This window comes from Nocardia higoensis, assembly GCF_015477835.1.
Taxonomy (GTDB): Bacteria; Actinomycetota; Actinomycetes; order Mycobacteriales; family Mycobacteriaceae; genus Nocardia; species Nocardia higoensis_A.
The window spans coordinates 2,690,837-2,712,264 of the sequence record NZ_JADLQN010000001.1 but is presented as its reverse complement, the minus strand read 5'-3'; the positions used below and the strand labels follow the sequence as shown (position 1 = coordinate 2,712,264).

The 21,428-nt window shown below is 70.0% G+C and carries 24 protein-coding genes; 9 read left to right on the top strand and 15 right to left on the bottom strand.

Going from position 1 to position 21,428, the window contains the following annotated elements:
- Positions 1-3 precede the first annotated feature (3 nt).
- Both folP and IU449_RS12265 read left to right on the top strand, forming a co-directional pair.
- Positions 4-972: a dihydropteroate synthase gene (gene folP, locus IU449_RS12270; protein WP_228804540.1), complete on the top strand. Its 969-nt coding sequence runs from the start codon at positions 4-6 to the stop codon at positions 970-972.
- Positions 969-1,907 carry a glucosyl-3-phosphoglycerate synthase gene (locus IU449_RS12265; protein ID WP_195001915.1) on the top strand — a complete coding sequence of 313 codons (939 nt, stop codon included), beginning with the start codon at positions 969-971 and terminating at the stop codon, positions 1,905-1,907. The genes folP and IU449_RS12265 overlap by 4 nt, the downstream gene beginning before the upstream one ends.
- 50 nt (positions 1,908-1,957) lie before the next feature.
- On the opposite strand, the gene IU449_RS12260 is transcribed toward IU449_RS12265, so the two are convergent.
- From IU449_RS12260 to sigE, 5 genes are all read right to left on the bottom strand, one after another.
- Entirely contained in the window at positions 1,958-2,812 is an 855-nt protein-coding gene (locus IU449_RS12260) for a hypothetical protein (protein ID WP_195001914.1), read from the bottom strand.
- A 123-nt stretch (positions 2,813-2,935) separates the two neighbouring features.
- Positions 2,936-3,379, bottom strand: coding sequence for a Sec-independent protein translocase protein TatB (gene tatB / locus IU449_RS12255; RefSeq protein ID WP_195001913.1), 444 nt, complete (start codon positions 3,377-3,379; stop codon positions 2,936-2,938).
- Between the two features lie 33 nt (positions 3,380-3,412).
- Positions 3,413-4,972: a S1C family serine protease gene (locus tag IU449_RS12250; RefSeq protein ID WP_416382135.1), complete on the bottom strand. Its 1,560-nt coding sequence runs from the start codon at positions 4,970-4,972 to the stop codon at positions 3,413-3,415.
- Positions 4,973-4,982: 10 nt separating this feature from the next.
- The gene (locus tag IU449_RS12245; protein WP_228803936.1) at positions 4,983-5,423 is read right to left on the bottom strand and encodes a zf-HC2 domain-containing protein; all 441 of its coding nucleotides are present in this window, start codon (positions 5,421-5,423) and stop codon (positions 4,983-4,985) included.
- A gap of 62 nt (positions 5,424-5,485) precedes the next feature.
- A complete protein-coding gene (gene sigE, locus IU449_RS12240; protein ID WP_228803934.1) occupies positions 5,486-6,244 on the bottom strand; it encodes an RNA polymerase sigma factor SigE in 759 nt (252 codons plus the stop codon).
- 288 nt (positions 6,245-6,532) lie between these two features.
- Between sigE and IU449_RS12235 the strand changes: the two genes are divergently transcribed.
- Complete coding sequence (locus tag IU449_RS12235; protein ID WP_416382134.1) at positions 6,533-7,165, top strand: O-methyltransferase; 633 nt, start codon at positions 6,533-6,535, stop codon at positions 7,163-7,165.
- Between the two features lie 82 nt (positions 7,166-7,247).
- Positions 7,248-7,469 (top strand): hypothetical protein, encoded by a 222-nt coding sequence (locus IU449_RS12230; protein ID WP_195001912.1) that lies wholly within the window; start codon positions 7,248-7,250, stop codon positions 7,467-7,469.
- A gap of 43 nt (positions 7,470-7,512) precedes the next feature.
- Here the strand turns inward: IU449_RS12230 and glgC are convergent, their stop codons facing one another.
- Complete coding sequence (gene glgC, locus IU449_RS12225) at positions 7,513-8,727, bottom strand: glucose-1-phosphate adenylyltransferase (protein WP_195001911.1); 1,215 nt, start codon at positions 8,725-8,727, stop codon at positions 7,513-7,515.
- Positions 8,728-8,864: 137 nt separating this feature from the next.
- On the opposite strand from glgC, the gene glgA reads away from it, so the two are divergent.
- A complete protein-coding gene (gene glgA / locus IU449_RS12220) occupies positions 8,865-10,034 on the top strand; it encodes a glycogen synthase (protein WP_195002522.1) in 1,170 nt (389 codons plus the stop codon).
- A 108-nt stretch (positions 10,035-10,142) separates the two neighbouring features.
- Here glgA and IU449_RS12215 read toward each other — a convergent pair whose 3' ends face one another.
- From IU449_RS12215 to IU449_RS12175, 9 genes are all read right to left on the bottom strand, one after another.
- Positions 10,143-11,015: a putative RNA methyltransferase gene (locus IU449_RS12215; RefSeq protein WP_324188201.1), complete on the bottom strand. Its 873-nt coding sequence runs from the start codon at positions 11,013-11,015 to the stop codon at positions 10,143-10,145.
- The gene (locus tag IU449_RS12210; RefSeq protein WP_011211259.1) at positions 11,002-11,169 is read right to left on the bottom strand and encodes a DUF3117 domain-containing protein; all 168 of its coding nucleotides are present in this window, start codon (positions 11,167-11,169) and stop codon (positions 11,002-11,004) included. The genes IU449_RS12215 and IU449_RS12210 overlap by 14 nt, the downstream gene beginning before the upstream one ends.
- A gap of 102 nt (positions 11,170-11,271) precedes the next feature.
- Positions 11,272-11,925, bottom strand: a complete 654-nt coding sequence (locus tag IU449_RS12205; RefSeq protein ID WP_195001910.1) for a DNA-3-methyladenine glycosylase I — start codon at positions 11,923-11,925, stop codon at positions 11,272-11,274.
- Positions 11,922-12,383 carry a DivIVA domain-containing protein gene (locus IU449_RS29835; RefSeq protein ID WP_416382133.1) on the bottom strand — a complete coding sequence of 154 codons (462 nt, stop codon included), beginning with the start codon at positions 12,381-12,383 and terminating at the stop codon, positions 11,922-11,924. The genes IU449_RS12205 and IU449_RS29835 overlap by 4 nt, the downstream gene beginning before the upstream one ends.
- Before the next feature lie 7 nt (positions 12,384-12,390).
- On the bottom strand, positions 12,391-13,527 hold the full coding sequence (locus tag IU449_RS12195) for an Mrp/NBP35 family ATP-binding protein (RefSeq protein WP_195001909.1): 1,137 nt from the start codon (positions 13,525-13,527) through the stop codon (positions 12,391-12,393).
- Between the two features lie 19 nt (positions 13,528-13,546).
- Entirely contained in the window at positions 13,547-14,398 is an 852-nt protein-coding gene (locus tag IU449_RS12190; protein ID WP_195001908.1) for a lytic transglycosylase domain-containing protein, read from the bottom strand.
- Between the two features lie 502 nt (positions 14,399-14,900).
- Entirely contained in the window at positions 14,901-16,325 is a 1,425-nt protein-coding gene (locus IU449_RS12185; protein WP_228803930.1) for a lytic transglycosylase domain-containing protein, read from the bottom strand.
- A 143-nt stretch (positions 16,326-16,468) separates the two neighbouring features.
- Positions 16,469-17,062: a DUF1003 domain-containing protein gene (locus IU449_RS12180; RefSeq protein WP_195001906.1), complete on the bottom strand. Its 594-nt coding sequence runs from the start codon at positions 17,060-17,062 to the stop codon at positions 16,469-16,471.
- Positions 17,059-18,339 (bottom strand): magnesium transporter MgtE N-terminal domain-containing protein, encoded by a 1,281-nt coding sequence (locus IU449_RS12175; RefSeq protein WP_195001905.1) that lies wholly within the window; start codon positions 18,337-18,339, stop codon positions 17,059-17,061. Before IU449_RS12175 ends, IU449_RS12180 begins: the two co-directional genes overlap by 4 nt.
- A gap of 54 nt (positions 18,340-18,393) precedes the next feature.
- Between IU449_RS12175 and IU449_RS12170 the strand changes: the two genes are divergently transcribed.
- The 4 genes from IU449_RS12170 (at position 18,394) to IU449_RS12155 (ending at position 21,428) form a co-directional block, all read left to right on the top strand.
- A complete protein-coding gene (locus IU449_RS12170) occupies positions 18,394-19,338 on the top strand; it encodes an HpcH/HpaI aldolase/citrate lyase family protein (RefSeq protein ID WP_195001904.1) in 945 nt (314 codons plus the stop codon).
- Between the two features lie 88 nt (positions 19,339-19,426).
- The gene (locus IU449_RS12165; RefSeq protein WP_040798083.1) at positions 19,427-19,918 is read left to right on the top strand and encodes a general stress protein; all 492 of its coding nucleotides are present in this window, start codon (positions 19,427-19,429) and stop codon (positions 19,916-19,918) included.
- 2 nt (positions 19,919-19,920) lie between these two features.
- The gene (locus IU449_RS12160; protein ID WP_195001903.1) at positions 19,921-20,499 is read left to right on the top strand and encodes a suppressor of fused domain protein; all 579 of its coding nucleotides are present in this window, start codon (positions 19,921-19,923) and stop codon (positions 20,497-20,499) included.
- A gap of 74 nt (positions 20,500-20,573) precedes the next feature.
- Positions 20,574-21,428, top strand: a complete 855-nt coding sequence (locus tag IU449_RS12155; RefSeq protein WP_195001902.1) for a PHP domain-containing protein — start codon at positions 20,574-20,576, stop codon at positions 21,426-21,428.

The window sequence follows — 21,428 nt, the reverse complement described above, 5'->3', positions numbered from 1 at the left end:
GAGATGGAGTCCGCGGTGTCGTCGTGCGCGGAGTCGACTGCTGTGTCGTCGCCCGCTGAGTCCTCGCCTGCTGTGTCCTCGCCTGCTGTGTCCTCGCCTCCGGCGGCGTGGCGGCCCACCCTCTGCGGCAAGCCGGTCGCGACGGACCGGGCGCTGGTGATGGCGATCGTGAACCGCACCCCGGACTCGTTCTACGACCGCGGCGCCACCTTCACCGACGAGGCCGCGATGGCGGCGGTCCACCGCGCCGTCGCCGACGGCGCCGATCTGGTCGACATCGGCGGGGTGAAGGCCGGGCCGGGTGAGGTGGTCGACGCCGAGGAGGAGACCCGCCGGGTGGTGCCCTTCGTGGCCGCCATCCGCGCCGCCTACCCCGAACTACTCATCAGCGTCGACACCTGGCGCTCGCAGGTGGCGCGCGACGCGGTGGCCGCGGGCGCGGACCTGATCAACGACACCTGGGCGGGCGCGGACCCGGATCTGGTCCGAGTGGCCGCCGATCTCGGGGCGGGCATCGTGTGCAGCCACACCGGCGGCGCGATCCCGCGCACCAGGCCGCACCGCGTGCGCTACGCCGATGTGGTGGCCGAGGTCACCGACACTGTGGTGCGCGCCGCCGAGCGGGCCGCCGACGCCGGGGTGCGCAGGGACTCGATCCTCATCGATCCGACCCATGATTTCGGCAAGAACACCTATCACGGGCTCGAATTGTTGCGAGGAGTGGACGTTCTCGTAAAAAGCGGATGGCCGGTGCTGATGGCACTGAGTAACAAGGATTTCATCGGGGAGACTCTTGGTGTGGGTCTCTCCGAACGACTGGAGGGCACCTTGGCGGCGACGGCGTGGTCTGCCGCGGCGGGGGCCCGCGTCTTCCGTGTCCACGAAGTGGCGCACACCCGGCGCGTGGTGGACATGATCGCCGCGATCCAGGGCTTCCGGCCCCCCGCACGAACCTTGCGAGGTCTGGTATGAAAAACCAACATCGTCAGTCCGGTTGGGCACGCACGAACACCTGGGACACCCCGGCATGGACGGTCGACGAACTCGTCGAGGCCAAACAGGGACGCACCGTCTCGGTCGTGCTGCCCGCGTTGAACGAAGAGAACACCGTCGCCGACGTGGTGGCCAGTATCCGTCCGCTGCTGGGCAGCCTGGTCGACGAACTGGTGGTGCTCGACTCCGGTTCCACCGATGCCACCGCGGCCCGGGCCCGCGCGGCCGGTGCGGAGGTCGTCTCCCGGGAAGAAGCCGTGCCCGAACTCGAGCCGGTGCCGGGCAAAGGCGAAGTGCTGTGGCGCTCGCTGGCCGCGACCTCGGGCGAGCTGATCGCCTTCGTCGACTCCGACCTCATCGATCCCGACCCGGCCTTCGTGCCGAAACTGCTCGGGCCGCTGCTGTGCGTGGAGAACATGCACCTGGTGAAGGCCTACTACCGTCGTCCGCTCCGCCAGGGCGGCGCGGTGGACGCACACGGTGGCGGCCGGGTCACCGAACTGGTGGCGCGCCCGCTGCTGGCCGCGCTGCGCCCCGAGCTCTCCGCGGTGCTCCAGCCGCTCGGCGGCGAGTACGCGGGCACCAGGGAACTGCTCACCTCGGTGCCGTTCGCCCCCGGCTACGGCGTGGAGATCGGGCTGCTGCTCGACACCTACGACCAGCTCGGCCTGTCGGCCATCGGCCAGGTCAACCTGGGGGTGCGCACCCATCGCAACCGCCCGCTGTCCGAACTCGGTGTGATGAGCCGTCAGATCCTGGGCACGGTGCTCGGACGTAGTGGGGTCGCCGACTCCGGCGCGGCACTGACCCAGTTCCCGGTGATCGACGACGAATTCACCGCACACCACACCGAGGTCTCGCTGGCCGACCGGCCGCCGATGAACACACTGCGCCCCTCGCGCGTCGCGGCCTGACCTCCGTACCGCGCGGATTGTGCGCCGCGTCCGGTGGCGACCCGTGCGTATCAGCGGCGCACGCGCCCATTGGTGCGCGGGTCGCCCTGGTGCAGATACACCGGGGTGAGCAGGTCGGCGTCCAGCGGTTCGCCGGTGGACCGGTCGTAGCGCACCGCGATGAGTACCGAGAACAGGTGGTGCTCGGCGCGCTCGTGCAGCCCGGCGAGCCGAGTGGCCAGCAGGCGTACCGCGCCGAGCGAGCCCGGCGGATGCAGGCCGTCGATGAGCAGGCAGCTGCCGCGTCCGTCGGGGCGGGGCAGCCGGGCCAGGTAGGCGATGTCGTGTGGCTCGGGACCGGCGGGCCGGTAGACCCGGCGGGCGGCGCGGTCCTCGATGCCACGGCGTGCATCGCCCGGGCGGACGACGGTGCGGCGCAGCCGGGGATCGGCGGCGGCGAGCTGGCGCAGGCTGGGCGAGAGTTCCGGGCCGCCGAGCACGATCAGTCCGTCGCGGTTGAGATCCACCGGGCGGCCCGGCGCGAAGTACTCCACCGTGGCCGGAAAGCCCAAGTCGCGCAACAGGTCGACGAGTTTGGTCGCCGCGCTCGGATCGGGCGCGCCGAGCAGTCTGCCCGCGCGTACTTCCGGTGTGAGCACGGTGATCGCGCTGTGCCCGAAGAACAATCCTTCCGGAGCGGGGCCCTGGCTGCTCACCTGATGGATGCGGGCGCGGGAAAGCCCCGCGGCCGCACCGATTCTGGCGAACGTCCACCCCTCTTCGTGCAATTCCCGGATCACTGCGCGACGAATTCTGGTGAGTTCGTTGATCGTCTGCTGCGCAGCCGCCACCCCTTCGGTCGCGGCCTTGAGTCTTTCGACTTTGTCCTCTATCGCGAAGACCCGCGCCACGTCATCGGCCGACATGTCCGAAGTTTAGACAGCTCGACAGCCGTCCGTGTATACCCGGCTTGACGACTGTACTTCCCTACAGCCCAGTCGGTTTGGTAATTTCCGGCGTTTCGCGCGGGACACGCCGCGTGGTGTGACTCAGGTGGCGTCAGGGTCGATCGGGGGATGTTCGTTGCGGGCCAAGGGTTTTTCCAGCGACGGCTTGCTGAGGTTCGGTTTCGAGCCGAATGTCCCGTAGGAACCGCCGGGCGAACCACCGCCGTACAACTCGTCCTTGGTCGGCACCGACTTCTCCAGGTCGCGCAGTACCGAGTCGTCGCCGTTGAGCAGATGCTTGGTGACCAGCGAACGCGGAGTCATCCCGCGCAGCTCGTTCAGATCGGCCAGCGGCTTGCGCAGGTCGTCGAACTCCGGACCGAGTTCCTCCTTCAGCTGCGCTGTCGCGCCGCTGGCGTAGTCGCGGATCTGTCGTAGGGAGTTCGTGGTCCAGCGCACGGCGCCGGGCAGCCGCTCCGGCCCGAGGATCACGAGGGCGGCGACGAGCAGGATCATCATCTCGCCCCAGCCGATATTGCTGAACACGAATCAAGGCTACCTGGGCTTACACCGGATCGGTCAGTCGGATTCCAACGTCACAGGAACGTCCACCTGCCTGCCGTCGCGAATCAACCGGACCGTCACCGTTTCGCCGATGTCGCGGGACTGCACCGCCACCGTCAGCTCCTCGGGTCCGGTGACCTCCCGGTCGCCGACCTTGACGATCACGTCGCCCTCCACGATGCCGGCCCTGGCGGCCGGGCCGCCGTCTTCCACATCGGCAACCGCCGCGCCGCTCATGACCTCGTTGGCCACGGTCTGGGTGCGTGCGGAGACGCCGATCTTCGGGTGGTGCATGACGCCGTCGCGGATCAAGGTCTGTGCGACCTCGGTCATGGTGTCGACCGGGATGGCGAAGCCCAGGCCCACCGAGCCGCCGGTCTCGCTGCGGATGGCGGAATTGATGCCGATGACCTGCCCGGCCATGTTCACCAGCGCGCCGCCGGAATTGCCCGGGTTGATCGAGGCGTCGGTCTGCACCGCGTCGATCACCGCGTTGGTGTCGCTGCCCTCGCCGGAGAGTTTCACCGGGCGGTGCAGCGCGCTGACGATGCCGGAGGTGACGGTCTTGCTCAGCCCGAGCGGGGAGCCGATGGCGAGCACGTCCTCGCCGACCTGCACGTCCTCGGACTTACCGAGTTCGGCGACGGTCAGGTTCTTCACGTCCACCCGGAGCACGGCCAGGTCGGTCTTGGGGTCGCGACCGACGATCTCGGCGGGCACCCGGCTGCCGTCGGCGAAGGTCACCTGGATGCTCGCCCGGTCGCTGGTGTCCTGCGCGGCCATCGAGATCACGTGGTTGTTGGTGACGATGTAGCCCGCACCGTCGAGCACAACGCCCGAACCGGTCGAGCCGCTGTCGCCGACGGTGGTGCGGATGGAGACCACCGAGGGCAGGACCGCGTTGGCGACCTGGGCGATCTGTCCGCTGGGGCCCTCGATGCCCTCGCTCTGCTCCAGGGTCACCTTGCGGGAGGTCAGGTTGGTGCTGGTTTCGGCGGTCAGCCGGCCGACCAGGCCGCCGACCACGCCGATGGCGAGCGCGAGCGCGGCGAGCAGGGCCAGGGCCTTGGGCGCGACGTGGGAGCCGAAGAGTACTTCCCTGGCGCTGAGCTTGCGTGCGAGCGGCAGCGGTTCCGGGCGCGGGGTGGCGACCGCGGGTGCGCCGAGCCGAGCGCCGGATTCCGGGTCGCGCCACGGATCGACCGGGCCCGCGGGAGCTTCGGCGGCGCCGACGGCGTCCGGGTCGCGCTGCAGCAGTTCGTCGGAGCCCTCGGGCCGGCCGAACGCCTCGGCCAGCACCGCGTCCGGCGGGCGGTTGTGCGGCAGCTGCGCCGCGGCGGGGGCGGTGGCCGCCGCGCCGGACGCACGCTCGGCGAACGAACCGCGCTCGCCGTTCGGCCTGCGGAAAGCGTGCGAGGTATGGGAGTCCACATGGGGGCGATAGACCGGGCGCGGCCCGAGTACGGGCGCGTCCGACGGTCGCATATTCCCCCGGTCGGACGCCGAATCGGACGTGTCGTTCGCGGCGGGTCGCGGCTCCGGCACCGTGGAGTTGTTCTGCGATTCGGTGGTCACGCGCCAAACTCTACTTGCGCCACCAGGCTGCCCACCGGGTCGCGGTGAACGAATCCGGCAGGAAACCGAGAACCGCCTCGTTGCGGGCGTTTCCGCGCCCGGAGGCGCTCGCGTCGGATGCGCGGTCGGCGCTGGGCAGCTCGGCCAGCGGGATGCGCGCGAGGCTGTCGTGCAGGCCGCGCGGTATCGCGATCGGACCGGACTGGCGCAGGGCGATGCGCGCCTGCTGCTGCGCCTCGACCTCGGCGACGCATTCCGGGCACTGGGCCAGATGCTGGGCCGCGCGCAGGTAGGCGTTCATGCGCAGCTCGCCGTCGACGTAGGCGACGACGGCCTCGCTGGCCAGATGCTCGGTGGGCGCGAACCGCTGTGCCCGGCCCTGAGGCGCATGGCTCCGAGGTGGTCGGCTCGAAGCGTGCGCGTTGCCGGGCGTGCTGGACTCGCCACTCATCACGGAGCTCACCTTCCGACCGTCATTCCACTCGACCGGGTCGCCGACCCGGGGGTGGTCGATCACCCGACTTTCACATCAGCGTTGTAGCGCTGCTGCGATCCATTATGCGCAAGGTGCTCGCGCAGTGCCTGACGGCCGCGATGGATCCGGCTGCGGACGGTACCGAGCTTGACGCCGAGGGTGGCGCCGATCTCCTCGTAGGACAGGCCCTCGATGTCGCAGAGCACGACGGCGGCGCGGAACTCCGGGGCCAGCGCGTCCAGGGCGACCTGCAGGTCGGGGTCGAGCCGGGCGTCGTGATAGACCTGCTCGGGCCCGGGCCCCTCGGCGGGCACCCGGTCGTAGTCCTCGGGGAGCGCTTCCATCCTGATGCGGTTGCGCCTGCGGACCATGTCGAGGAACAGGTTGGTGGTGATGCGGTGCAGCCAGCCCTCGAAGGTGCCCGGCTGATAGTTCGACAGGGAACGGAACACCCGGATGAAGGTCTCCTGGGTGAGGTCCTCGGCGTCCTGCGCGTTGCCGGAGAGGCGATAGGCCAGCCGGTAGACGCGGTCGGCATGCTCACGGACCAGTTCGTCCCAGGACGGCATGACCGACCGATCGCCGGTCGCGTCGAAGGCCGCGGTACCGGAAAGCTCCTCTTCGGACATCTCCGCCAAGGACTGCCCGACGACCGGCAGCGCATCGGATGCGAGTTCGGCACCGGCCGGTTCGGGCGGTACGGTGTAGCCGACGGGAACGGTGGGCGCAGCGGCGTCGGCTCGTCGAGCCTGTGCCGCCGTCTGCCCCGGAAGTGTCGCGAACGAACCCTTGACCATGTGGATGGGGCTACCTCCTACTCGGGACCGTAAACGCGCGGTACCCGCTGCGGTCCGGGTCTCGAACCGTCGCGTATCCGGTACAACGAGGCGAAGGTGTCTCGTTGTTCCCGCCGCCGGGTGGTTGTTCCGCGGCTGCCACGCTCTACTGGTCTTGCCTGGGCCTACTCTTTCCTGTCCCGATATGCCCTGGATATGGAGATACTGAGGACCTGCTGAGAAAACGGTGGCCCTCGTTTGCTGTTGTCGCAGCGCCGATAGCGGGGGTGCCCCATTAGCCTCATACCCGTGGCATCGAACCTGGAGCGCAATCTCGCCTACGTGGAGGAATCCGTCGTGGAGGACGAGATCCTCGTCAGCGCGCGCGAACGTGCCGTGGAGCTGGGGGCCGCCCCGGTGCCCGCCTCGGTCGGCGCACTGCTCAGCGTGATGGCCCAGGTCCTCGGTGCGAGGGCGGTCGTCGAGGTGGGCACCGGCGCCGGCATCAGCGGGCTGTGGTTGCTGGACGGCATGCGCGAGGACGGCACGCTCACCACCATCGATTCCGAGCCGGAGCACCAGCGGGCGGCCAAGGAAGCCTTCCGCTCCGCCGACATCCTGCCCGCGCGCACCCGGCTGATCAACGGCCGCGCGCTCGACGTGCTGCCCCGCCTGGCCGACGGCGCCTACGACATGGTCTTCGTCGATGCCGCGCCGTTGGAGCACCCCGAGTACATCGCGCAGGGCGTGCGGCTGCTGCGGCCGGGCGGCGTGATCATCCTGCACAACGCGCTGCTCGCCGGGCGGGTGCCCGACCCCGATCAGCGCGACGCGGTGACCCACGCGGTGCGCGCGGCCACCCGCGCGGTCGCCGAGGACCCGGAACTCACCAGCGTGCTCATTCCGGTGGGCGACGGGTTGCTGTGCGCGTCCCGATGCTGATCCGTCCACGCACGCTCGTCACCCCCACCCGTGTCGAACCGTCGTTGCGCCACACCGAGGGTGGGGCAGGAGGGGACCCGAGGTGTTCCTGCTCGACAACAACGACGACCGCAACCGGATCGAATGGGGCGGCGCGACAGTGGTGTTCGGACTGCTGCTGCTCGCCGCGATCGGACTGGCCGTACTGGTGAACACGGCCGATTTCGGCACGGGCGAGACCGACAACCCGACCACGCGGACCTCGACCCCGCAGCCTTCGCCCGGTCCCTGCGAGCCGTTCTGCCTGAAGCCGCGGACGCAGTGACCGTCCCGGAGCGGCACATCGCCCGGACCGACCGGCACGGTCTCTAGACCCACACACCTTTGCCGACGGTGACCACGCCGCCGTTGCTGACCGCGAACCGCTCCCGGTCGCGCTCGAGATCGACGCCCAGGATCTCGCCCTCGCCGACCACCACGTTCTTGTCCAGGATGGCCCGGCGCACCACGGCACCGCGCCCGATCCGCACGCCGGGCATCAGCACGCTGCCCTCGACGGTCGCGCCGTCGTCCACGACGACATTGGAGCTGAGCACCGAACTGCGCACCGTCGCCGCCGACAGGATGCTGCCCGCGCCGACGATGGACTCCTCGGCCAGGCCCCCTCGGGCGAATTTGGCGGGCGGCAGGTTCTCCGCGGCGCCGCGGATCGGCCAGTGCTTGTTGTAGAGGTTGAACACCGGGTGCACCGAGACCAGGTCCATGTGCGCGTCGTAGAAGGCGTCGATGGTGCCGACATCGCGCCAGTAGCCGTGGTCGCGTTCGGTGGCGCCGGGCACCTGGTTGTCGGCGAAGTCGTAGACGCCCGCCTCGCCCGCGGCCACCAACGAGGGAATGATGTCTCCGCCCATGTCGTGATCGGAGTCGGAGTTCTCCGCGTCGGCGCGGATCGAATCCACCAGCACCTTCGTGGTGAAGACGTAGTTGCCCATCGAGGCGAACGTCACATTCGGATCGTCGGGGGTACCCGGCGGGTGCGCGGGCTTCTCCAGGAATTGGGTGATGCGCCCGGACTCGTCGGAATCGATGCATCCGAACGCGCCGGCCTCGCTGCGCGGCACCCGGATACCGGCGACGGTCACTCCGAGGCCGGAATCGATGTGGTGCTGGACCATCTGCTCGGGGTCCATCCGGTACACGTGATCGGCGCCGAAAACCACGATGTAGTCGGGGTCTTCGTCGTAGATGAGATTCAACGACTGCATGATCGCGTCGGCGCTGCCGGTGTACCAGCGGGGGCCGAGCCGCTGCTGGGCAGGCACCGGCGTGATGTATTCACCGGCGAACCCGGAAAGACGCCAGGTCTGGGAGATATGGCGGTCCAGCGAGTGTGATTTGTACTGGGTGAGTACACACAGTCGCAGATATCCCGCGTTGACGAGATTGCTGAGTACGAAATCGATCAGTCGATACGCACCGCCGAAGGGGACTGCCGGCTTCGCCCTGTCAGCGGTGAGCGGAAACAGGCGTTTGCCCTCGCCACCGGCGAGCACGATCCCTAGTACGTGCGGCTGGCTCCTCACCCTGCCCAAACTACAGTGTCGTCGGGCTGCGAGTGGCCCGCCGTGGGGTGAGCGTCTACTTTGGACCGGTGAGTTCAGGCACGGACGACGGGCACTCGCCGGTGGGCTCCGGCGTGGCGGGCGATGCGGGACATCGATTGCGCGTCGCCATGCTGACCCGCGAGTATCCGCCGGAGGTCTACGGCGGGGCCGGAGTCCACGTCACGGAATTGACCGCGCGCCTGCGGAACCTGACCGACGTCGACGTGCACTGCATGGGCGCGCCGCGCGCGGACGCGATCGTGCACGACCCCGACCCGGCGCTGGACGGCGCGAACGCGGCGGTACGGATGCTCTCCGCGCAACTTCGCATGGCCGATGCCGCCGGTGCGGTCGACGTGGTGCACTCGCACACCTGGTACACCGGTCTGGCCGGGCATCTGGCCGCCACGCTCTACGGCGTCCCGCACGTGCTCACCGCGCATTCGCTGGAGCCGCGCAGGCCGTGGAAGGCCGAGCAGCTCGGCGGCGGATACCGGATCTCGTCGTGGTCGGAGCGCAATGCGATGGAGCACGCCGACGCCGTCATCGCGGTGAGCGAGGGCATGCGCCACGACGTGCTCGACGCCTATCCCGCCATCGATGCCGACCGGGTGCACGTGGTGCACAACGGCATCGACCCCACGCTGTGGCATCCGGGCGCCCCGCCCGCTGGTGAGCGGCCGATCCTGGAGCAGTTGGGCGTGCGGCCCGATCTGCCGATCGTGGCCTTCGTCGGCCGCATCACCCGGCAGAAGGGCGTGGGCCACCTGCTGGCGGCGGCCAGGGATTTCGACCCCCACATCCAGCTGGTGCTGTGCGCGGGCGCCCCGGACACCCCGGAGTTGGCCGCCGAGACCGCCGCGGCGGTGGCTCGGTTGCGGGAAGGGCGCGACCACGTCTTCTGGGTGCGGGAGATGCTGCCGACCGAGCAGATCCGCCAGATCCTGGCCGCCGCCGCGGTCTTCGTCTGCCCCTCGGTGTACGAGCCGCTCGGCATCGTGAACCTGGAGGCGATGGCGTGCGCGACCGCGGTGGTCGCCTCCGATGTGGGCGGCATCCCCGAGGTCGTCGACGGCGGCGTGACCGGCCGCCTGGTGCACTACGACCCGCTGACCGCGCTGGACTACGAACGACAGCTCGCGGAAGCGGTCAACGCGGTCGCCACCGATCCGGCGCTGGCCGCGCGGTACGGCGAGGCCGGACGGGCCCGTGCCATCGCCGATTTCGACTGGACGCGCATCGCGGCGCGCACCGTGGAGGTCTACGACCACGTCCGCAAGCTCTGAGCCAGGCTTCGCGAGCTGTGAGCCCGGCTTCGCACGGCCGCGCCCGGACTCGGCCACAGATGTCGCCACTGGAACCGGAGCGACTCTCCCTCGATCGGGGCGGGCTGCTCAGGAGGGGCGGTACACCGACACGGCGACCGAGGCGGTGACCTCGATACGTTCGGGTAACGCGGCCAAGCGGGTGTCGGCGGGCCCCGTGAGATGGTGGGCCGATGGCCCCATGCCGACCACGTGGGCGGCCTGGTCGCGGGTGAGTTCCATCGGATATTGCACGATCTTGCGATCGATCTGTTCGAGATGACCGGCCATCGCCTCGGCGACGCGGCGGTCCTTGTCCGGGTCGACGCGCACCATGCCCAGCGGACCGACGAGCTCGCTCAGGTGCGAGGCCGTGGGGGTGACCACGATGTAGCGTCCCTCCCGCGCGAGTACCCGGGCCGCCTCGGCAGGGTTGCGCGGAGCGAACACCGTCAGCACATGACCGAGCACGCCCTCACGTACGGGCAGACCACGCCAGGCGTCGGCGAGCACGGCGGCGGCCCGTGGATGCGCTCGCGCGCACCGCCGGGCGGCGGGTTTGGCCACGTCCAGCGCGATGCCCCTGGCTTCGGGGCGGGCGTCGAGGGCGCGGGCGAGGTAGTAACCGGTACCCGCACCCACCTCGAGCAGCGCCTGCGACGCCGATCCGCCCGCGACGAGGGCCTCGGCCACCGCGTCCGCGATGGGTGCGAAGCCGCCGCCACGCTGGAAGGCGGCGCGGGCGTCGAGCATGTCCGCGGTGTCGCCCGTCATCTTGGTGGAGGCACCGGTCAGCAGACCGACGTATCCCTGACGGGCGATGTCGAAACTGTGCCCACGGACGCAGTGCAGTGCCCGTGGCGTATCGGGACCGTCGGGCTCGGTCCGCATGGCCTGCCCACATTCCGGACAGGCCAGCAGATCGGCGACCTCGGCCAGCGCCGATCTCCTAGCTGGTGACACTCTTCAGTTCGTCACCGAGCGCAGCGGCCTCATCCGGCGTGAGCTCTACGACCAGCCGCCCGCCACCCTCGAGTGGAACCCGCATCACGATTCCACGCCCTTCTTTGGTTGCCTCGAGGGGACCGTCCCCGGTGCGGGGCTTCATGGCCGCCATCCTCTGCTCCCTCCAGATCTGCGCGGTATTCTGCGCACTTTCTTGGAACTACAGTTGTCACCAACCAGGTAGCTCGCCGGTATTCGGCGAGCTACACCGAACCTATTCTTCCCTATCGCCGATCATGGTGGATACCTGAGTTCGAAATGTGATCGCGGCGGCGGCACGGTGCGCCTCGCCGCCGACCCAGCAATCGGCCAGATGATCGTCGACCATTCCGGTGGCCTGCATCAGCGCGTACGCGGTGGTCGGTCCGACGAAACGGAATCCGCGCCGCTTCAATTCTTTTGCCAGAGCCACGGATTCGGCGCTGGTCGCGGGGATTTCCGCGCCGTCTCGCGGACGCGGGCGCGCAGGCGGCGCGAAGGACCACACCAGTTCGTCGAGGGCGGTGTCGAGCTCCGCGGCGACCCGCGCATTGCCGATGGCCGCCTCGATTTTCGCGCGATTGCGCACGATGCCGGAATCGGCCAGCAACCGCTCGACATCCGCGGCGCCGAACGCGGCGACCCGTTCGATGCGGAACCCGTCGAAGGCGCGGCGGAAGCTTTCCCGCTTGCGCAGGATGGTGATCCAGGACAGTCCGGACTGGAAGGCCTCCAGACAGACCCGTTCGAACATCGCGTCCGCGCCCCGCAGCGGCACGCCCCACTCGAAGTCGTGGTACTCGCGGTAGAGCCGAGCCGACGGGGAATCCTGGGTGAATCGTGCCCAGGAACAGCGGTGGTGGCCGTCGCCGTCGACGGGAGCGGTCACGGCTGGGTCCTGCCGTTGGACACGGGCGGGTCGGTCCGGGCCCGGTCCGCGGGGCTCGCGGTGGGGTCGGCGGGCCGAGGGCCGGTGGTCTCGACGGTTCGGGGCCGGGGCACCTCGGTGGGGGTGTCTTCCGGCGGAACGGCGGTCCGCTGCGTCGGCGAGGCGGGGGCGGTCGCGGCCCGCGCCTGCGCGAGTTCGGCCTGCAACTCGTCGATACGCGCGGCCAGCCGGGCGAGCGCCCAATCGACCTCACCGGCCTTGTAACCGCGCACGACCTGCTGGAAACGCAGGGCCCGCACGTCGGCGCCGGTGATGGACTCGGCGGGAAGCACCGTCGCGGTGGTCCCCTCCGGCAGCGGGCCCAGCTCCTCGCCGCGTCCGAAGACCACACTCGCCAGCAGGAACAGCACGCCGGCGACCACGCCGACGATCAGCACGTACCCCAGCAATGTCAGCACGGCGGCCTTACAGGTGCCTGGTGGTGTCGATACCCAACGACATGCCCGCCAACCCGCGCCTGCGTACGGCCAGCTTTTCGGCGACCTCGCGCAGCGCCTTGGCGGCCGGGCTGTCCGGGTCGCGCAGCACGATCGGGGTGCCCTCGTCGCCCGATTCGCGCAGCGCCTGCTCGAGCGGGATCTGACCGAGCAGCGGGACAGTCGCGCCGACCGCGCGGGTCAGGCTGTCGGCCACGGTCTGGCCGCCGCCGGAGCCGTAGAGCTCCATGCGGCTGCCGTCGGGCAGGTCGAGCCAGGACATGTTCTCCACGACGCCCGCGATGCGCTGACGGGTCTGCAGGGCGATCGACCCCGCGCGCTCGGCGACCTCGGCCGCGGCGGCCTGTGGGGTGGTGACCACCAGGATCTCCGCGTTCGGGATCAGCTGCGCGATGGAGATCGCGACATCGCCGGTGCCCGGCGGCAGATCGAGCAACAGCACGTCCAGATCGCCCCAGAACACGTCGGCCAGGAACTGCTGCAGCGCTCGGTGCAGCATCGGACCGCGCCACACCACCGGCGTATTGCCCTGGGTGAACATCGCGATCGAGATGACCTTCACGTCGTGGGCGATCGGCGGCATGATCATCCGCTCCACCTGGGTGGGGCGGGCGTCGGTGCCGAGCATGCGCGGCACCGAGTGGCCGTAGATGTCGGCGTCGAGCACGCCGACCGAGAGCCCGCGCTGGGCCATCGCCGCGGCCAGGTTGACGGTGACGCTGGACTTGCCGACACCGCCCTTGCCCGAAGCGACCGCGTACACCCGCGTCAGCGAATTGGGCTGGGCGAAGGGAATCACCGGGTCGGCGGAATCGCCGCGCAACTGCTTGCGCAACTCGGTGCGCTGCTCGTCGTTCATCACATCGAGCTCGACGGTGACCGCACCGGCTCCGGGAACGTCGGCCACCGCCTTGGTCACCCGCTCGATGATCTCCGTCCGCAGCGGGCAGCCCGACGTGGTCAGGTAGACCTCGATGTGGACATTGCCCGCGTCGTCGATGGCGATGTTCTTCACCATGCCGAGTTCGGTGATCGGCTTGCGGATCTCCGGGTCGTCGACCTTGGCGAGCGCGCCCCGTACGTCCGATTCCGTCAGCTGTGGCATGCCCGGAATTTTAGGCGTTCTAGATTCGCGGCAGCTGCGCGGGCTGGGGCGCGACCTCGTTGGCGTAGGCGTTCTCCCACGCCATGACATTCGCGACGTAGGCCATCGAGTTGTTGTAACGCAGGATCGCGCGGCTCTGCTGGGACAGATCACGCATGTCCAGGCCGCCGTCGCAGAGGTACTTTCCGGTGGTCAGCGCCGCGTCGTAGAGGTTCTGCGGGTCGGCGATGCCGTCGTCGTTGCCGTCGGCGGCGTAGCGCTTCCAGGTCTCGGGAAGGAACTGCATGGGCCCGACCGCGCGGTCGTAGCCGGACAGCCCGTCGAGATTGCCGTTGTCGCTGTCGTAGATCACGGCGTTGCCCGCCAGCGAGCCGTCGAGCACCGGCCCGTAGACCGGCTTCAGCGGATTGCCCTCGGCGTCGGCCTTGCCGCCGAACGCGTGCGTCGACTCCACCCGGCCGATGCCGGCCAGCATCGTCCACGGCATGTGGCACTGCGGGTCCTCGGCGGCCAGGGTCTGTTCGGCGGCCCGGTAGGCGGCCTCGGAGATGCCGGGCATGCCGAGCGTGCCCTTCGGCAGATCGGCGGCCACCCGATCACCGGACAGCGCAACGCTTTTCACCTGCGGCTTGGGCTTGGTGTGCTGGGCGGCCAGCGCGTGGGTGAGTTGTTCGTCCACATCGAGTGCCGCGGCGCCGAAGGCCTCCGTGCCCGGCCCGGCGCTGCCGTCGGCCACCGGCAGGATGCCGGCGTCGCCGTCGAGCCCCGAGGTGGCCGCGCAGGTGACCAGCCCGGCCGGTACCAATCCGGTGAGTGCGAGAACGGAACCGCGCCGGACCGGCGCGGGGGACTGCTTACGATGACGCCCCACGGTGTGGTGACCCTCCTCGAACGACCAGCCGAGGAATCCGGTGCGGCACAACGCGATAACGAAGTTTCACCCGCTGATGGCACCGGGCTCCTGTGTAGACGAGAGAGAGGTTACAGCATCCGAGATCTTTTCGTTACCCCTTCGTGATGTGTAACAAGCATGAAACCGGTTATTCGCGCGAATTCATCCCGTGCGGTGGGTTCCGTCCGGTCGGATTCGGCGCCGCCGAGGAATCAGGTGCTCCGTCCGGCCTTCGGAGCAGGGCCGCCCTCGCGCGGTGTCCTGGTGTCGCGTGTGCCGAGAGTCGCTGTACCGCACATCTTCTGCCGCGCGGGTAGGGAGTCGCGATCGGAGCCGACCGTAAGTGGGGCGGTCGGCCCGGTCGTAGCGGCGGGGTGAGGTCCGGCTGTGTACTCGGCCCTGCGGCGTGCTGAGCCCTGCGGAAGTGCTCGGATCTGCGGCGTACTCAGCTTCTGCGGCGTACACAGCCCCTGCGGCGTGCTCAGCCCTGCGGCGGAACCGGTGCGGGCGCGGGCGGCAGCGGAATGGTGATGCCGAACGGCAGCGTGATGGCGGGCGCGGGGGGCGGTGTGGGCGCGACCGGCGTGGGCTGTGGTTCGGGGGGCGTCGTCGATTCCGGCGCGGGCGTGGGCTCGGCCGGTGCGGCCGGTGCCGCCTGCTGGGGTGCCGCCTGCTGGGGTGCGGCGGACTCCGGTGCGGCGGGCTGCACCTGCGGCTGCCGGCATGCGGGATCGGGCTGACCGGCCTGCTCGGCGGGCGCCGACTGCTGGGCGCCGAATTCGCGGCCGGGCGAGAGCGGTCGCGCGGGTACGACGGGGTCGGGCATCGGCGCCGGAACCGCCGCTTCCACGCAGGGGTCGGCCGGTGCGGGCGGCGGGCAGAAGATGCCGCAGGGGATGGGCGGCAGGCCGGGGATGTGGATCATGGTCTGCTCGGGCGTGGCGCCCGGGGTGAGCGTGGTGCCCGGCGGCAGTTCGGTGGGGTCCTTCGGCGCGGGCGTGGTCGTGGGCGCCTCGGTGCCGACCGCGCTCATGTCCGGGGTCGGCGCGGCCAGGATGGGGGCCGAGCCCGGCGGGATCAGCTCCGGGGCGATCGTGACCTGCCTGGGCGCGCCGCCGGTGCGGTACGCGGCCGACCAGCTCAGCACGTCGGCGGCATAGGCCATCGAATTGTTGTAGCGCAGCACCGCGCGCAGTTCCTGCTGCGGATCGGTGAGATCCAGTCCGCCGGAGCACAGGTATTTCCCCGCGGCCAGGGCCGAATCGAAGACATTGTGCGGGTCGGCGACGCCGTCGCCGTTGCCGTCCGCGGAATAGCGGCTCCAGGTGGAGGGGAGGAACTGCATCGGGCCGATCGCGCGCACGTACCCGCCGTCGGCCGCCTTGATGATCTCGTTGCCCGGCAGTGTCCCGTCCAGTGCCGGGCCGAAGATCGGCGAGACCGTGGTGCCCGCGGCGTCGGTGCGGCCGCTGCTCGCGTGCGCGGATTCGATGCGGCCGATGCCTGCCAGCAGGTTCCAGCGCAGTCCGCAGCCGGGCATCGCGGATTCCATCGCCAATTCGGCATTGCGGTAGGCCGCCAGCACGATTTCCGGGATGCCGAGCACGCCGCCGGTAGCGGGGAGGGAGATCTCACGTAGGGGGACCGTTCCGGCGAACGCCGGCAGGCCCGCGTCCGCCGTCGGATCCATTGCTCGAAGTTTGCGGGAGGTCTCCGGGGCGACCGGCAGAAGTCCGACCGTGGCAGAGGATGTCGAGTCGGGATCCGTCGCCGCGGGATCGTGCGTGCGCGGATCGGCCGAGGCGGCGGCCAGCACGGCCTCCCGCGTCGTGGGGGGATCGTCGGAGGCGGGATCGTCGGCCACCGAACCTGTGACGACCAGACCGGCAATGACGAGGGCCGACATCGTTATCGGAGCAGAAACGCGCATTCGGCCACACCATTCCTCTACGTCGTGGGAGCGGCCCGGCACCACCACTTGCCCCAGGCGCGCTTCGGACAACGCTCACCAGGCTACCCACGAGTCAGTATGTTGTTGAGCATTTCCGATCAATCGTCGGCGACGGCGGTGGTGTGCTGGATCTTCGCTGAACCGCCGGTGGTCGCGCCTTTCTTCCTGGACTTGCCCGATTTCGGTGGCCGCGCCTCGCCGTCCGCCGGACCGGTCGCGGCCTCGATGCGTTCGAGCAGTTCGCGTACTTCGTCCAGTTCGCGGCGCAGATAGTCGCGGGTCGCGACATCGCCGACGGCCAGTCGCAGCGCCGCCAGCTCCCTGGCGAGGAACTCGGTGTCGGCCTTGGTCTGCGCCGCCCGCATCCGGTCCTCCTCCAGCGAGACCCGGTCGCGATTGTCCTGCCGGTTCTGCGCGAGCAGGATCAGCGGCGCGGCGTAGGCGGCCTGGGTGGAGAAGGCCAGGTTGAGCAGGATGAACGGGTAGGGGTCCCAGCGCAGCGACACCGCGAACACGTTGAGCAGGATCCAGACCACCACGAGCACGGTCTGGATGGCCAGGTAGCGGCCGGTGCCGAGGAAGCGGGCCACCTGTTCGCTGCTGCGCGCGAGGGCTTCGGCATCCCAGCCGACCCGGTAGCGGGTCAGCATGGGAGTGTCCAGACGCTGGCGCGAACCGGTCTTGTCGGTCATGGCGCGGCCACCCCCTCGCGCTGTTCGGTCTCGCGCCAGTCCTCGGGCAGCAGGTGGTCGAGCACGTCGTCCACGCTCACCGCGCCGAGCAGGTGGTTCTCGCGGTCGACGACCGGTCCGCACACCAGGTTGTAGGTGGCCAGATAGCGGGTGACGGCGCCGAGCGTGGCGTCCGGGCGCAACGGCGCGAGATCGGTGTCGACGATGCCGCCGACCAGGTGCGCGGGCGGCTCGCGGAGAAGTTGCTGGGTGTGTACGCAACCCAGATACCTGCCGGTGGGGGTCGCGGTCGGCGGGCGGACCACGAAGACGATCGAGGCGAGCGCGGGCGTCAGATCGGGATTGCGCACCCGCGCCAGTGCCTCGGCGACGGTCGTGGACGCGGTGACCGCGATCGGGCGCGGGGTCATCAGACCGCCCGCGGTGTCGGGCGAGTGCTGCAGCAGCCGCCGGACCGGTTCGGATTCCTCGGGATCCATCAGCGCCAGCAGCGATTCGCGTTCCCCGGTGGGCAATTCGCCGAGCAGGTCGGCCGCGTCGTCGGGATCCATCGCTTCGAGCAGGTCGGCGGCGCGGTGCACCTCGAGGTGGCCGAGCAGATCGATCTGGTCGTCGTCGGGTAGCTCCTGCACCACGTCGGCCAGGCGTTCGTCGTCGAGCGCCACGGCGACCTCGACGCGGCGCTTCTCCGGCAGTTCGCGCAGCAGGTGCGCCACGTCGGCGGCGCGCAATCCCTCGAACTGGCCGAGCAACTGGGTGACGTCCTGCCCCGGCCTGCCGAGTTCGTACGGCGTCAGGCCGGTGACCTGCTTCCAGTCCACCACATGCACTTCGCGGCGCCGCCCGATCCGGCGATGACCGCGTACCGCCACCCGGCTGACGTGCCAATCCCGGGTCCGGATCTGCTCGATGCCCAGATCGATGACGAACACGTCGACCCCGGACAGGTCGGGCAGTTCCGGATCGTCCACGCGCACCTTGGAGTCGACGATCTGGGCCAGCGCCAGCATCTCGCCGGGCCGTTGCTGGAATCGGCGCAGGCTGACGGTGCCGGTGTTGAGCGTGACCATGCCCGGCTCGATTGAGGTCACCCGCAGCATGGGCACGAAAATCCGCCGCCGGGTCGGCAATTCGACCACCAAGCCGTGGACCCGGGGATGCTGCCGGTCGTAGCGGACGGCCACGACGACGTCGCGGATACGGCCGATAGACTCACCGTCCGGTCCGAGCACCACCAGGCCGGCCAGCCTGGCGACGTACACCCTGGTTGCTGCCATGCTTGCCAGGCTAGAGGTTCGCGGGCCACCGGTCGTCGCAACACAGGAGGCGCAATGAAGCCACGTCGCTCGGTTCTGGCGGTGCCAGGCAGCAATCCGAAGATGATCGAGAAGGCCAAGGGCCTGCCCGTCGACGAGGTGTTCCTCGATCTCGAGGATGCCGTCGCGCCGGTGGCCAAGGCCGTGGCCAGGGCGAACATCGTGGCGGCGCTCAACGAGCCGGGCTGGGGGCCGCAGTTGCGGGTCGTGCGGGTCAACGACTGGACCACACAGTGGACCTACAGCGATGTGATCTCCGTCGTGGAGGGCGCGGGCGCGGCGATCGACGCCATCCTGCTGCCGAAAGTCACCGACGCCGGTCAGGTCCGGGCGCTGGATCTACTGCTCACCCAGCTCGAACGCGCGTGCGGACTCGAGGTCGGCCGCATCGGCATCGAGCCGCAACTGGAGAACGCGCTCGGCCTGCGCAATATCGACGAGATCGCCACCGCCAGCCCGCGCGTGCAGGCGCTGGTGTTCGGGCCCGCCGATTTCATGGCGAGTATCAATATGCGCACCCTGGTGGTCGGCGAGCAGCCGCAGGGCTATGAACCCGGCGACGCCTACCACCACATCCTGATGACCATCCTGCTCGCCGCCCGCGCACACGGTCTGCAGGCGATCGACGGCCCCTACCTGCAGATCCGCGATCTCGACGGATTCCGCCGGGCGGCCGCGCGCACCGCGGCGCTGGGCTTCGACGGCAAATGGGTGCTGCATCCGACCCAGATCGAGGCCGCCAACGAGATCTTCAGCCCGCGCCAGGCCGACTACGACCGCGCCGAGGAGATCCTCGACGCCTATGCCCACTACACCTCCGGCGCGGGTGGCGCGCGCGGCGCGGTGATGCTCGGCGACGAGATGATCGACGAAGCCAGCGCCAAGATGGCCGTGGTCATCGCGGAGAAGGGGCGCGCGGCGGGGATGGCCCGCACGACCTCGTTCACCCCGCCGGAGTGAGCGAGCCCGATCGAGAATTCGGACACATCGGACACCGTGGGCGTGGTGCGCGCGGCGTGTCGGTGCGCGTGGCAGCCATAATGGCCTTATGACGAACCCACTCGGTAGCGCGAACAACGCCCGCTCGGGTCTGCCGACGCCGCCCTCGGGCTGGCCGGTGGGGTCCTATCCCACCTACGCCGAGGCGCAGCGGGCCGTGGACTACCTGGCCGACAACCAGTTCCCGGTACAGAACGTCACCATCGTCGGCGTCGACCTGATGCAGGTCGAACGGGTTCTCTACCGGCTCACCTGGGGCAAGGTCATCGGCGGGGGCATCGTCTCCGGCGCCTGGCTCGGCCTGTTCCTCGGTCTGCTGCTGAGCTTGTTCACCACCGGCAGCGCCTTCGGCCCGCTGGCCGTCGGCCTGATCGGCGGCATCATCTTCGGCGTCATCTCGACCTCGATCCCGTACGCGGCGACCAGAGGTCAGCGGGACTTCGCCTCCAGCATGCAGTTGGTGGCCGGTCGCTACGACGTGCTGTGCGACCCGAAGACCGCCGAGCAGGCTCGTGACATGCTCGCGCGCCTGGCGATCTGAGCATGGACGTTCTGGACCGGGTCCGCACCGGAGTGCTCGAGCACTTCGGCGTGGACGCCTCCGGCGTGGATTCGGCGTCGGTGACCTTCCTCGGTCTCGAACCGATCGAGATCCTGCGCATCGCCGAGGGCGACGTCGTGCACTACGTCACCCTGGGCGGGTCACGTCATCCGATGGGTGACCCCAACGATCCGGTCGCCGACCCGGTGCGCGGCCCCAGGGTGGAACTGGTGCTCAGCGTGCGCTCGGGCACGGCCCTGCCCGGCGTGGCCAGGGCGTTGGGTGTGCTGGTCGCCAGTCCCGCCGTGGAAGGCGTGGTGTTGCAGGCCGACGCCCTGCTGGATCTGGGCGAACAGCTGTGGCAGGGCTCCTCGTTCACCGCGGTACTGCTCGGCGAGAGCGAGATCGAGCCGGTGACGCTACCCGAACCCGCCGAGGCGGTGCGCTGTCTGGCGGTCACCCCGGTGACCGCGACGGAAGCGGCTTGGGTGCGGGTGCGTGGCGCGCAGGCGTTGCGCGACGCGTGGGCCGAGGCGGGCATCGATGTGCGCGACCCCGGCCGCGGCGCGGCCGCGCTCTAGTCCCGAGGCGCCGCGTCGCTCGCCGGTCACACCGCGGGTGCGGAACGGGCGGCCTGCGCTGTAAGACTGGATGTGTGCGCATCGACTTGCATACCCATTCCACCGCCTCCGACGGCACCGACTCACCGGCCGAACTGGTCGCCAACGCGGCCGCCGCCGGGCTCGACGTCGTGGCCATCACCGATCACGACACCACCGCGGGCTGGGCCGAGGCCGTCGACGCGCTGCCCGCCGGCCTCACCCTGGTGCGCGGGATGGAGATGTCGTGCGTGGGGCAGGGCGAGGACGGCTACCCGGTGGCCGTGCACCTGCTGGCCTACCTCTTCGACCCGTCCGACCGCGCTTTCGCCGAGGAACGCGAGCGGTTGCGCGCGGAGCGGACCGATCGGCTGCGGGCGATGGCGGAGCTGATGGCCTACGACGGCCTGCCCATCGACCCCGACGAGGTGCTGGCCTCCGCGGGCCCGTCGGCCGGACGTCCGCATCTGGCCAGGGCGCTGGTCGCGGCCGGGGTGGTCCCCAGTGTGGACGCCGCGTTCCTGGAACTGCTCGCCCCGCACGGGCGCTACTACGCCGACAAGGTCGACACCCCGTTGCGCCGGGCGGTGCGGATGATCGCGGAGGCGGGCGGGGTCAGCGTGCTCGCCCACACCAGGGCGCGCAAGCGCGGCAGGCTGCTGGCCACGCAGGACATCAGCGAACTCGCCGCGTTGGGGCTGGGCGGCCTGGAGGTCGACCATCCCGACCACTCGGACGCCGACCGGGCGCTGCTGACCGGGCTCGCCGCCGACCTCGACCTGTTCACCACCGGCTCCTCGGATTACCACGGCGCCAACAAGACCATCGAACTCGGCGAATTCACCACCGGCCCAGATCAATTCGAGCGGCTGGTGGCCGGCGCGACCGGGGTGCCGGTGATCACCTCGTGA